Source organism: Pseudomonas sp. D(2018) (genome assembly GCF_005502555.1).
GTDB lineage: Bacteria > Pseudomonadota > Gammaproteobacteria > Pseudomonadales > Pseudomonadaceae > Metapseudomonas > Metapseudomonas resinovorans.
Genome location: NZ_SCOK01000053.1, coordinates 21071 through 34512, shown reverse-complemented (window position 1 = coordinate 34512; position 13442 = coordinate 21071). Strand labels below are relative to the sequence as shown.

5 protein-coding genes are annotated in these 13442 nt (G+C 64.2%); all 5 read right to left on the bottom strand.

The genetic code is table 11. From position 1 onward, the window contains the following. The coding region (locus FFS60_RS24080) for a peroxidase family protein (protein ID WP_137823386.1) at positions 1 to 9035 on the bottom strand (9035 nt) is incomplete at its 3' end. 816 nt (positions 9036 to 9851) lie between these two features. Beyond that, positions 9852 to 10469, bottom strand: coding sequence for an ABC-type transport auxiliary lipoprotein family protein (locus tag FFS60_RS24075; RefSeq protein WP_137823385.1), 618 nt, complete (start codon positions 10467 to 10469; stop codon positions 9852 to 9854). Continuing rightward, positions 10466 to 11383 carry an MlaD family protein gene (locus tag FFS60_RS24070; RefSeq protein WP_137823384.1) on the bottom strand — a complete coding sequence of 306 codons (918 nt, stop codon included), beginning with the start codon at positions 11381 to 11383 and terminating at the stop codon, positions 10466 to 10468. The genes FFS60_RS24075 and FFS60_RS24070 overlap by 4 nt, the downstream gene beginning before the upstream one ends. Continuing rightward, positions 11384 to 12172 (bottom strand): ABC transporter ATP-binding protein, encoded by a 789-nt coding sequence (locus FFS60_RS24065; RefSeq protein WP_028626482.1) that lies wholly within the window; start codon positions 12170 to 12172, stop codon positions 11384 to 11386. After that, positions 12169 to 13293 carry an ABC transporter permease gene (locus tag FFS60_RS24060; RefSeq protein WP_137823383.1) on the bottom strand — a complete coding sequence of 375 codons (1125 nt, stop codon included), beginning with the start codon at positions 13291 to 13293 and terminating at the stop codon, positions 12169 to 12171. Before FFS60_RS24060 ends, FFS60_RS24065 begins: the two co-directional genes overlap by 4 nt. Between the last annotated feature and the right edge of the window lie 149 nt (positions 13294 to 13442).

The following is a 13442-nucleotide window of genomic DNA, read 5'->3' as shown; positions in this document are numbered from 1 at the left end:
GTGCCATTGAACAGCAGCCCCACCACCGACGTCGCCTCCGAGGTCCGGGTTTCCGTCGTGCCGAAGTCATCCGTGAAGCTCGCCACCACCCGCAGCATCAACCCAACCTGCGCCGCGCCCGGGGTGAAGTTCGCCGTGGTCGCACCGCCAATGTTGGTCCAGGTCGTTCCGTTGGCGGAGGACTGCCACTGGAAGCTGAACACCGAGGTGGTGGTGCCATCCGGGTCAGCAATCGTGCCCCGCGTGGCCGTCAGCACCTGGCCCTGCAGCGGTGTGGTGTCGCTGATCGCCGGTGCGCCGGTCGCTGCATCGTTAATCTGGGTGGTGGCTACCGTATCCGTCACATTCGACAGGACAGTCTCCAGCACGCCGTTGGCGTCCTTGTAGATGGCCATCACCCGCAGGGCCAGGCCGGCCAGATCCTCGGTGACGCGGAACGTCCGGCCGGTGGCGCGGGATGCCTCACCGGCGGCAATGAAGACGATGTCTTCGAAGATGCCCGAGCCCGCGACGGTTTCCACCTGCCAGTAGTAGGACACCGGACCGGTGATGGTGCCACCGGCATTGTCGGCATCGGTGACACCGGCCAGGGATGCGGTCAGCAACGAGCCAACCTCAGGCGTACCGTCGCTGATACTCACGGCGCCCACCGGAAGGGCATCGGTGCCCGACAGATCGATGATCCCGTCGGTGAACTGCAGCCGCTCGATGCCGGTAAGGCGGTCAACGCCATCGCGACCAGCCACCAGGTCGGTCACCGTCATAGAGCCGTCCTGGTTGGTGACGAAGTCGTACTCTGACGAAAGGCCCCGATAGGCCGCGGTATCCAGCGCCGCATCGCCCTGCAGGATCTCCCGCACGATCACCAGCTGCCCCGGGTTGTAAGTGCCGTTGACCATCAGCGGCACCATCTCGGCCATGCTGTTGAAGCTGGCGATTTCCGGGCCTGAGCCGTCGAGGTTCTGACGTACGCTGATGCGCACGTTCAGCCACTTGTCGCCATCGATCAGGTCATCGCCGCCGCGCCCCATGAGGATGTCACTGCCGCTGCCGCCGAGGATGATGTTGCCGCCGTCGAAGAAGGTGACCCCGGCGCCGAGGAACTCCTGCAGGCCCGAGATCAGCGCGATGTTGGCCAGCACGCTGCCCTTGGCGCCAGCGGTCGGCAGCGTAGTGGCATCGGAGTCGTCGCCGCTGATCACATCACCGAAGGCGGAGCCTGACAGGCCTTCGACGAAGTCGAAGCGAGCCAGCACGGAAGCGCCCGATCCCGGTTGTTGCGGCTGATCGAAGAAGCGGTCGCTGATGTCGATCGTGACGCCGCGCGAGTCGTTCTTGAAGGTCGCCCAGTCGTAGCCGGAAGCACCGATGTAACGATCGCCCAGGCCGGCGCTGCCGACCATGATGTCGTCGCCGCCCTCGGCGTTGAACTTGTCGCCCTCGCCTCTGCCGACGTAGACGTCGTTGCCGGCGATGGGGTCGTTGCCGGCCGGATCGAAGTTGTCGCCAGGGGCGCCGTCCGAGGTACCGGCTTCCAGCCAGTCGTCCCCTTCGTTACCCATGTCCTGCTCGTTGGCCTTGGAGCCCAGGATGAAGTCGTTGCCCTGTCCACCGAAGGCTTCACTGGCGTCTTCACCGGTGATGATGAAGTCGTTGCCGAAACCACCGAGGATCAGGTTGACGCCATTGCCGCCCTGGATCACATCGTTGCCGTTGTCACCCTTGATGTTGTCGTCGCCACCCACGTCCGTGATGATGTCGTCGCCGTCGCCACCATTGATGAAGTCATTGCCGTAGCCGCCATCGAGACGGTCGTTGCCGCCGTCGCCATAGAGGGTGTCGTCACCCTCGCTGGAGCGCAGGATGTCGTTGCCGGCGCTACCGCCCAGCACCACATGGTCGGGTCCGCGGTACAGCAGGTAGTTGGTATCGGCACCCGGCGTTGCCGGGTTGTCGCGAACCACCAGAGGCAGCAGCGGGTTGTCACCCAGCGGGTCGGAGTTGCCGGCGATGCCGTCGGCCCCCACCACATCGTCCAGCGTGCCCTGGATGCCATCGAGCCCTGCATCGTTGAGGCCGGTGTGCTGCAGCAGCGGGTTGACCTCCAGGGTGAAGCCCGGAGTGAGGAAGACGATGGCCGGCAGGTGCGTCGCGTGGGTGTTGGCCATGATCAGCTTGGCGAACGAGTTGCCTTCCAGCTCGGCGTTGAAGTTCAGGCCGGCGGTGCGCTCCAGGTAGTAGAAGCGGTCACCGTCCTGGAGTTTCTCCAGCTGGTTCTCGAACACGAAGTTGAAGGTCGAGCCCAGCATGCCGCCGAACGGCATGATCTTCTCGGCCAGGCCACCGATCCAGAAGTCCACCAGGTTCAGGCCGGTTTCCACGCCGGTCCAGGTACCCGTGCCATTGAGGAAGTCCAGCCGGTCGGCCGGGGCGGTAGCGCCACCCAGGACAATCGCGGTCGCGGCGGCACGCTTGTCGGCCAGGGTGGTAGCCCCGGTGATATCCAGGTGGGTGCCGTAAGCCGCGATGAAGTTGATCAGCGACTCCGGATGCTTCAGGTGCATCACCATGTCCGCCCAACTGACGTAGGGCTTCAGGTTGGCGTCGCCGGTGGCTTCATAGAACTGCGCACGGGCATGGTTGAGCGATGCCACACCCGTTTCCCGGCCCCGGGCGATGTTCAGTGCGGCGAGGTCGAGTGGCAGGCCCACCAGGTTGTTACGCAGGGCCTCGGTGACGAACTCGTCGATCTCGTTACCCACGGTTCGGGTCACACCACGGACGATGGCGCTGGTGGCGTCCTCCGGGGTCAGCCCGCTGGCCGCATAGGCCAGGGGGTTGAGGAAGGCGGCGATCAGGCCCAGTTGCTGGTCGTTGGTCGGGTGCAGCGGATCGACGGTGACCGGGTTGAAGTTGGCGTCGAAGCGGTCGACCGTCTCGGTCAGCATCGAGTGACCGAAGCGGTAAACCGTGTGGGCGAACTCGGCAACGATCGAGGGATCGAGGTTGACGTCATAGACCTGCGTCGGCGCGAAGAACAGGTCGACGTTGGGCTGGATGGTCCGCGCGAACTCTTCGAACACCAGGTGCTGGTACTGCATCTCGGTGCCGAACTTGGCGGTCTGGAACAGCCGCTCGCCGTTCCACTGCAGTGCGGCTATCTCGGCCGGAGTGGTCGGGAAGGTAGCGACCGGGGTCAGCAGCCACTCGTTGATGAAGGCCACGTCATTGCTCGCCAGCACCGTGCTCTTGGTCTGTTCCACCAGGCGGTTGTGCTCGGAGTGGAAGATCGCGTGCACGGCGGTCAGGCCGATGTTCTCGTTGACCCGGCCGTCACCGGCCATGTAGTGCGCATCCAGCAGGTCACCGTCGTAGGTGCCGGCCGGCTGGGGAACACCTGCCTGGCTGTTGATCACACCGTCGTTGTCGCGGACCAGCCCTGGTGCTGCCGACGGGTCGGCGGCGTGGGCGATGTCGATGAGGAACTGGTGCCCGGTACCGACAGCACCGGCCAGGCTGATCCCCAGGCCGCCGTTGGCGGCCGGATTGCCTTCCAGCAGCACGTCATCAGGGGTACCCGGCAGCCCATCCGGGCCAACGAAAACCACCATCGGGAAGCCGTTCGGCCCCTGGATGAAGTTGCCATAGTCATCAGTGGCCAGCAGCGGCACATCGAACACATTGGCGTCCGTCAGGTTGATCCCGAGGACGTCGCGAGCTTGTGCCTTGACCACCGCCCAGGTGGCCATGCCGCCGATCTCCACGTCATCGGCAGTGCCGAACTCGCCGTCGGCGCCCAGGTTGCGGTTGGTGATCAGATCACCGGTGGCCTTGGGTCCGTTCGGCGTGGAGACATATTCACGCAGGAACACCTGGTGCGACGGATGCGAGCTGTAGGTCTGGTTCTGGTCGACGAAGGGCGAGGTGGTGTTCTCGTTCTGCCCGGGTACGCCACCTACCTGAGTGGCGCGAGTGAGGACCATGAAGTTGGTCGGGCTGCCGGGGACGAAGCGCGGGTCGTCCGGCTGCAGCGGGATGAACACGGCCCCGCTACCGCCTTTGGTTACCAGGTCCAGGCCGTGGTCGAAGAACTGACCGAAGAAGGTCATCCAGGCGTTGAACGGCGCGGTCAGGCCGGCATCCGGGCTGACGTTGGGGACGAAGTTCACCTGCTGGTCATCAGCGGTGCCGAACAAGCCATCCAGGCCGGGGCTGGTCACCAGTGTGGAGCCATCGGTACCTGCCGCAGCGGCTACCGCCGCCGGGTTGTTGTTGGTCTGGTCGACGATCAGGTTGGAGATGGTGCGCGGGTCGCTGTCCACCACGTTGGTGGAAGAGTTGTAGTTGGTGTTGGTGATGCCGTTGAAGGCAGCCTCGTCCTGCTCATCAGTGAACTCTGCCGGCAGCAGGCGCGGGAACGCATTGTCAGCGGCGCCGAACTGGCTCTGGTCGATGCCGGAGAAGTTCAGCAGGTTGTTGAACTCACCGGTTACGGTACGCAGGCCGGCCGACGCGCGCACGTTGGGCACCAGGGACAGCAGGTCGGCACCATTGGCGTGAGCTTCAGCAATGCGGATCTGGTTGAGGATGAAGTCCAGGTCAGCCCGGACCAGTTGCACGCCCGGTCCGCTGGCGGTGATCGCCGGCCCCGGATCGACCGCTGTGGTGGGCGGTGGCGGAGTGAAGGGGTCGACCGCAACGGTGGGCGCGGAAAACACCTGCTCGGTCACCCCATTAGCATCGGCGTAAACGCCTTTCACCCGGATTACCAGACCGGCCAGGTCCGGAGTGATGCGGAAACGGATGCCGTTGGCACTCTGGAAGGCCAGGTCGCCCGCAGGAGCGGCGATGATGTCCTCGAACACACCGGTGCCGGGATTGCGTTCCACCTGCCAGACGTAGGTGACGTCAGTGATGCCGCCGCCGGGGTTGTCAGCGTCGTTGACGCCGGCCGCGGACACGCTGAGGAAGTCACCGACCTGCAGCGATCCACCATTGGTATCGGTGATGGTCAGGGAGCCCGTCGGCTCTGCATTGAGTCCCGGCACCAGCACCTGGGTGTCATCGGAGAACCGGATGCGCTCGATGTTGGTCAGTCGGTCGATGCCATCACGCCCTGCCACCGAATCGGTCACGGTGAAGGAGCCATCAGCGTTGGCCACCACCGTGTACTCGGCGGCCAGGCCCCGGTAGTTGGCGGTATCGAAGTCCGCACCGCCATTGAGCAGTTCACGCACCGCCACCAGTTGGCCGGGGTTGTAGGTGCGGTTCAGCATCAGCGGAATCAGATCCACCATGCTGTCGAACGTGGCGATCTCGGGGCCCGTGCCATCGAGATTCTGGCGCACGCTGATGCGCACGTTCAGCCACAGGTCGCCATCGATCAGGTCGTTACCGCCGCGGCCCTCGATGATGTCGCTGCCACCGCCGCCGAGGATGATGTTGCCGCCGACGAAGGTGTCGACCAAGTCATCCCCGGTACCGAGAATGGCGTCCGCACCCACCGAGGCCTGATCGCCGAGGAAGGCCCGCAGGCCGGTGATCAGGTCCAGGTTGGTCAGCGCACCGCCGGTGGCGCCACCATGGTTGATGATGGTGGTCGGGTCCACGTCGTCGCCGCGCAGGATGTCGGCGAAGTCAGAACCGGACAGGCCTTCCACTTCGGCGAAACGGTCGAAGATGGAGGCCGGCGACTGCGCCACGGGGAAGGCAATGTGGTCGCCCACCTCACCGATGCCGAGGAAGGCCGCCAGGGCCAGGTCAACGGTGACACCGATGTTGTCGTTCTTGTAGGTGACCCAGTCATAGCCGGACATGCCATCCATCTTGTCCTGGGCATCGCTGCCCACGAAGATGTCGTCGCCGCCCTCCCCGATCATCTCGTCGAAGCCGCCACCGCCGATGAAGACGTCGTGGCCGATCACGTTGTCAGCCAGCAGGGGGGCGAAATTGTCGCCGGGCGCGCCGTCCTGGGTGCCCCACTCGATCCAGTCGTCGCCCTCGTTGCCGGTGGGCGGCAGGCTGGTCTTGGCGCTGTAGATGAAGTCGTCGCCCTGGCCACCGAAGGTGGTGGACAGGTCCTCGATGGTGACGATGAAGTCCTTGCCGCTGCCACCGAGGATCAGATTGCCAACGCCTCCGGCCATCATGCTGCCAACATGGATCACGTCATTGCCGTCACCACCTTCCATGCGGTTGTCGCCGCCGGCGTCCGTGATGATGTCGTCGCCGGCCCCGCCCATGACCGTGTCGTTGCCATAGCCACCTTCGAGCACGTCATTGCCGCCATCACCGTAGAGGGTGTCGTCGCCCTCGCTGGAAATGATGGTGTCATCGCCAGCCGTACCGCCGAGCACGACGTGGTCCGGACCGGTGTAGCGCAAGTAGTTGGTTTCCACGGCCGCGGTGTTGGGGTCGTCACGGATCACCAGCGGAGTGACTTCCACGCCGTTGATGAGGATGCCGCCGGTGGGGTCATCACGGCCACCAACGCCCAACCCCGTGTGCTGGATAGCCTGGTTGACTTCCAGGGTCCAGGTCGGGGTAGAGAAGATCGCATTGGACAGGTGAGTGACGTCGGTGTTGAGCATCACCAGCTTGGCAAAGGAGTTGTTCTCCAGCTCTGTGCCAAAGTGCATCCCCGCGGTACGCGACAGGTAGTAGAAGCGGTCACCGTCCTGCAGCGCCTCCAGCTGCGTCTCGAAGACAAAGTTGAAGGTCGAGCCGAGCATGCCGCCAAACGGCATCTTCTCTTCGGCCAGGCCGCCGATCCAGAAGTCCACCAGATCCAGGCCGGTCGTGGTGACACCATCCGGTCCGCTCGCCCAAGTCCCGGTGCTGTGCAGGAAGTCCAGGCGATCAGCCGGCTCACCAGCGCCGCCCAGCACCAGCAGAGTTGCAGCGGTACGCTTGGCCGCCAGGGTGCTGGCACCGGTGATGCTGGAGTGGGTGCCATAGGCGGCGATGAAGTTGATCAACGATTCCGGGTGCTTGAGATGGTCGAGGAAGTCCACCCAGCTGGAATAGGGATTCAGCTGCTCGTCGCCAGTCATGCGGAAGAACTCGCGACGCGCGGCATTCAGCGAGGGGATACCGGTGTCGCGGCCACGGGCGATGTTGATCGCCGCCAGGTCCAGCGGCAGGCCCACCAGGTTGTTGCGCAGCGCCTCGGTGACGAACTCATCGATCTCGTTGCCCACGGTACGGGTCACGCCACGCACGATGGCCCCTGCGGCCTCTTCGGCGCTCGGTCCACTGGCGGCGAAGGCCAGGGGGTTGAGGAAGGCCGCGATCAGGCCGATCTGCTGGTCGGCAGTGGGGTGCAACGGGTCGGCGGTGACCGGGTTGAAGCTCGGGTCCAGGCGGTCGATGGTTTCGGTCAGCATCGAGTGGCCGAAGCGGTAAACCGTATGGGCGAACTCGGCGACGATCGACGGATCGATGGTGGTGTCATAGCCAGTCGGCGCGAGGAACCCGTCCACCTGGGGCTGGATGGTGCGAGCGAACTCTTCGAACACCAGGTGCTGGTATTGCATCTCGGTGCCGAACTTGGCGGCCTGGAACAACCGCTCGCCGTTCCATTGCAAGGCATCGATCTGTGCCTGGGTGGTTGGGAACGCGACAGGGGCCGTACCCGGCATCAGCCAGGGCGTCAGCTCGGCCAGGTTGCCGGAGGCCAGCAGGATGTCCTTGGTCTGCTCCACCAGCCGGTTGTGCTCGGAGTGGAACACGTGGTGCACGGTGGTCAGGCCGATGTTCTCGTTGACCCGGCCATCACCGGCGATGTAGTGGGCGTCCAGCAGCTCATTGTCGTAGGTCCCGGCTGCGGGCGTGGTACCGACATTGACGATGCCGTCGGCGTCCGCCGTCAGGCCGCCGCTCGGATCGGCGCTGTGGGCAATGTCGATGAGGAACTGGTGACCGGTGCCGACCGCGTTGGCCAGGTTGATGGGGGCCAGCGGGTTGCCTTCCACCAGGACATCGTCAGCGGTGCCAGCCAATCCATCCGCGCCTTTCATTACCACTTGCGGGAACCCGTTCGGCCCCTTGATGAAATTGCCGTAGGCATCGGTGGCCAGCAGCGGCACATCGAACACGTTCGCGTCGGTCAGGTCGATGCCGAGGATGTCACGGGCCTGGGCCTTGACCACCGCCCAGGTCGCCATGCCGCCGATTTCCACGTCGTCGGCGGTGCCGAACTCGCCGTCCGCCCCGAGGGCGCGGTTGGTGATCAGCTTGCCGGTGGCATGCGGCTGCCCATCGGCACCGATCTCGTAGGCACGCAGGAACACCTGGTGCGACGGATGCGAGCTGTAGGTCTGGTTCTGGTCGACGAAGGGCGACGTGGTGTTCTGTTGCTCATGGATATCGTCGGCAGTACCCAGGATCCCATCTGCACCCGGCAACATGGTGGCGCGGGTCATGACCATGAAGTTGGTCGGGCTGCCCGTTACGAAGAGCGGGTCGTCCGGCTGCAGCGGAATGAAAACGATGTCATTGCCGCCCTTGGTGACCAGATCCAGGCCGTGGTCGAAGAACTGCCCGAAGAAGGTCATCCAGGCGTTGAACGGCGCGGACAGCCCTTCATCCGGGGAGATATTCGGGATGAACTGCGTCTGTACGTCATCGGCGGTACCGAACAGACCATCCAGACCGGGGCTGGCCACCGTGGCCGAACCGGGGGTCTGTGCAGCAGCGGCGACCGCCGCCGGGTTGTTCGCGGTCTGGTCGACGATCAGGTTGCTTATGGTGCGCGGCTGGGAGTCGATCACGGTCCCGGTTGTCTGCGCGTAGGAGGTTCCCAACTCTGCGGGCTGGAACACAGGATCCAGCAAGCGCGGGAAGACGTTATCTGCAGCGCCAAACTCGGTTTGCCCTGAGAACAGGTTGTTGAACGAGCCATCGATGGTGCGCAGACCGAAAGGCACCTGCACGTTGGGCAGAAGATCACGGAGCTCCTCCCCATTGGCGTGAGCTTCAGAGATAAGAATCTGCTGGAGGATGAAATCCAGGTCTGCGAGGTTGAAATTGGCCATTTGCTGATTCCTCAATTCCGACTGCGTAGGGGCGTGCGCCATGGCAGCAAGGACAGGGCTCCACGCTTTCGACTTGATTCGGGATTTGGGGGATTAGATGACGCCTACCTCGAAGCGACGCTGGTGGCAGCGCGAATCATGCTCTTCAGCAGGAGGTTCTATCCCTGACGGTGCCGGCAATCGGGTGCCGGCGCCGGGGTCATCGACCCGGCGGACCGTGGTATTCGGAAAGGTGCAAGGAAATGGGCGAGATCGCCCACTGGAACAGGTCGCGCGATGCAAGGCTCATGACGTTCTCCCTAGCTTTTATTGTTTCCCGGCTAAGGCTGCAGCGCCCTCACGATGCAGCTGTCCGCATTACGAAACAATTTCTTACATACCTGACTAAAGATTCGGCCAAAAACACTGTCAAGCGACCGTCATCCTGGTCACTTTTCAGCAAAAAATCACATTAACTAATTGTTTTATAATTAATTTTCAGTGAAATAACTTCTTACAAAGAAGAGAATGCGTGGCAATTCGTGGGCCTCCTTGCCCACATAGAGGCCTCGCACACCACGACAGAAAGCCCGTTCTAGAGCCTTCAAGGGAGATATCTTCCGTTAATCCGGTGTTTGCCACCGCCCGGAGGACCCCGGCCAAATCTTGCAAGTTCAGCGATTTTATGAGTCAAAAAACCGTGCTTTTGCCTGATCGCCCCATTGGGAATGTCTCGGAGGTTGCTGCTGGCGCACGACTGCCGTGCGCAGGTCGATCAGGTGAAGTTCACCAACGATGTGCCGTCCGCCACATTGCGTAGCGGCCCGCTGATCGACCTCAGTCCCTCGCGCTGAGCGCGGGCCTCCGTGTGCCCTGGGCCAGCGTCCAGTCCAGAACCTGGGCCGCAAGCCGGTCGGCGGCCTGGCCGAAGGCCGCCACCACCTGAGCCGGTGCCTTGTCGCTGGCCGTCTCACGCACTTCGAAGCGTTGGCTGGCGAGCATGCGCCGGTTGCCGCTTTGCACCAGGCGCGCTTCCAGCAGGATATGCACCTCTACCCTCCCCGCCCGGTACTCCCCCTGGAAGGCACGCAGATCGCCCGCCAGCACCAGGTCGGTGTCCAACCGGCTATCGTCGCTGCTCACCGCACCAATGCGACCGTCACTGCGAAAGGCATCGATCAGGCGATCACGCAGCAACAGCGTGCCACGGTCCTCCCAGCGCACGCCCTGATAGGCACTGATGCGGTCGCCTTCCGGCAATACAGCGATGCGCGTGCTGTCCAGCAGCGGGCTGGCCAGGGGTTTGTTGACCTGCAAGGCCCAATCCACCGTCCGCCCGTTCATGGGCGCGGCGCTGCTGGCAGGCAACTGGTAGACCACCAGTTCCTCACCCTTGGGCAAGATGGAACACGCACCCAGCAGCAACAGGAGCGCCAGGGGAAACAGAGGCTTCATGGTCGGAACTCCTTGATGCTGTCGCTGCGCAGCAAATAGCCGCTCGGGTCTTCTTCGAGGCGCCGGGAGAAGTTGCGCAGCGATTCCAGGGTGTCGCGCAACTGGCCGATGGCCGGGCCCAGTTCGCCAATGCTCTTCATGCCGCCATCGAGGGATTGGCGGTTGCCATCCAGCAGTAGCTCGATACTGCGGCTGCTGCGTTCCAGGGAGGCCAGCAGCCGCTCTGCGCTGGCGAAGGCCTGCCGACCATCGCCATCCAGCAGGTTATTGGCGGTGCGCAATAGCGTACTGGCTTCGCTCGTAGCGGTATTCACCTGCTCCAGGGTCCGGCGCAGCTCATCCCGCTGCTCAGCGATGCTGGCGGTGGTCTGTTCGAGATGGGCCAGTGTCTGGGACACGTGCTCGACGTTCTTGCTGGAGAACAGCTTATTGGCCTGCTCCAGCAATCGGGTGACGCTGAGCATCACGTCTTCCCCGCCTGCCATCAACCGGGCGATGGGCGATGGATCGGCGATGATCACCGGCAACTTGCCACCCTTGCCCTTGAGCAGCGGGCTGGACGGCGTACCACCGTGCAGCTGGATCACCGCGGTGCCGGTGACGCCGGTGATGGACAGCCGCGCCCGCGTGTTCTCCTTGATCGGCGTGGCGCCAACGATACGGATGCGCGCCATCACCTTGCGCGGGTCCTTCGGATCCAGGCGCAACTGCGCCACGTCACCGACCTTGATGCCGCTGTACTGCACCGCACTGCCCTGGGACAGGCCGCTGACCGCTTCGGTGAAGATCACCTCGTACTCCTGCAACTGGCTTTCGGAGCCGGCCCTGTTCAGCCAGAGGGCGAAGAGCATTGCCGCGCCGACGACCAGCACGGTGAACAGACCGATCAGAACGTGATGGGCTCGTGTTTCCATTCATGGACTCCCCGGCGCGCGCATTGCCGCCTGCTCGGCCGCACGCCCGCGCGGTCCGTGGAAATATTCGCGGACCCAGGGGTCCTCATTGGCGGCGACTACTTCCAGGCGGTCGGCCACCAGCACCTGTTTCTGCGCCAGTACCGCGACCCGGTCGCACAGGCTGTAGAGGCTGTCCAGGTCATGGGTGACCAGGAACACGCTGAGCCCCAAGGCATCGCGCAGGGTTCGGATCAGTTGGTCGAAGGCCGCCGCACCGATCGGATCGAGCCCCGCCGTGGGTTCGTCGAGAAACAGAATGTCCGGGTCCAGCGCCAGGGCGCGCGCCAGGGCAGCGCGCTTGACCATGCCACCCGACAGCTCGGTGGGATATTTGCCACCGGCATCGGCCGGCAGCCCCACCAGTGCCAGTTTGACCCTGGCCAGGGCCTCGGCGTCCGCCCTGTCGAGACGGGCGTGTTCGATCAGCGGCAGGGCGATGTTCTCGACCACCGTCAACGACGAAAACAGCGCCCCGCGCTGGTAGAGCACCCCGAAGCGGCGCTCCAGCTGCGAGCGGCGCTCGGCCGGCAACGCCAGCAATTCTTCGCCGAACACCCGCACCGTGCCGACGTTGGCCCGACGCAAGCCGAGGATGCAGCGCAACAACACCGACTTGCCCGTGCCCGAACCGCCCACGACGCCAAGTATCTCGCCGCGCAGCAGGTCCAGATTGAGGTCCTCATGCACCACCTGGGCGCCGAACTGGTTGCGCAGGCCGCGCACCTCGATGATGGATTCTCCCGTCACCAGCCCATCTCCATCAGGAACAGCGCAGCCACCGCGTCCAACACAATGACCACGAAAATCGACTGCACCACGCTGGACGTGGTGCGCTCACCCACCGACTGGGCGCTGCCCGTGACCTTGAAGCCCTCCAGGCAACCGATCACCGCAATCAGGAATGCGAACAACGGCGCCTTGCCCATGCCCACCAGGAAATGCCGCAGCTCGATATTCTCCTGCAGCAGCGACAGATACATCGAAGGCGAGATATCCAGAGCCAGGGCGCAGACCACCGCACCGCCGACCATGCCGCTGAGCATGGCAATGAAAGTCAGCAGTGGCAGCGCGATCAGCAGGGCGAACACCCGTGGCAGAACCAGCAGTTCCACCGGGCTCAGGCCCAGGGTGCGGATGGCATCGATCTCCTCGTTGGCCTTCATCGAACCGATCTGCGCCGTGAAGGCGCTGGCCGTGCGGCCAGCCATGAGAATGGCGGTGAGCAACACGCCGAACTCACGCAGGAAGGAAAAGGCCACCAGGTTGACCGTATAAATGGTGGCACCGAAGTCCGAAAGGATGGTCGCACCGAGGAAGGCTACAACTGCGCCGACCAGGAACGTCAGCAGCGCGACGATGGGCACCGCATCCAGACCGCTCTGCTCCAGGTGTGCCACCAGCGAGGTAACCCGCCAGCGGCGCGGCCGCAGGAGGATGGCAAACATGGCGGAGAGCGTCAGGCCGATGAAGCCGAGCAACGCCAGGGTCTGCTCCCAGAGCCCCTGCATCGCAGCACCAATGCGTCCGAGCAACTCCACCAGGGCCGACTGTCTCGGGGGCGGAGACACCTCACCGTCCCCGGCCATGGCCGCAGCCACGGCCTGCAACAAGGCTCGACGCTCGCTGGGCAGGTGCGGGGCCAGGCGATCCAGGTCCGCCATGCGCGCGTTGCCGAGCAACTCCACCAGCAGGGCAGCACCGGCGGTGTCCAGGCTGCCGAGTCCGTCGAGGTTCACCGATTGTCCGGGCAGCAGCGTGTCGCGCAGGGCGGCTACCCGGCCGCGCAACTCGCCAAAGTGGGCGAGGGTCCAGTCCCCGGCGATGCTCAGGCCCGATGAGTGAACGTCAATGGAAGGCGCCCCGCTCATGGCACTGCGCCTCCCCGATCTACCCCGACTGCTGCAGCGGCAACAGCCAGGCAACAAACCATCTGCTTCAGCAACACAACACGCTCTCCCTGAGGTCGCTACTGCGCTGAAATCGTATCGTTGGCGGTCGGTGCCGCTCTTGCTCCAGG

Bases quoted from the DNA above. Each gene is read 5' to 3' on its own strand.
- FFS60_RS24075 (WP_137823385.1), bottom strand. From the start codon at position 10,469: ATGAAGCCTCTGTTTCCCCTGGCGCTCCTGTTGCTGCTGGGTGCGTGT.
- FFS60_RS24070 (WP_137823384.1), bottom strand. From the start codon at position 11,383: ATGGAAACACGAGCCCATCACGTTCTGATCGGTCTGTTCACCGTGCTG.
- FFS60_RS24060 (WP_137823383.1), bottom strand. From the start codon at position 13,293: ATGAGCGGGGCGCCTTCCATTGACGTTCACTCATCGGGCCTGAGCATC.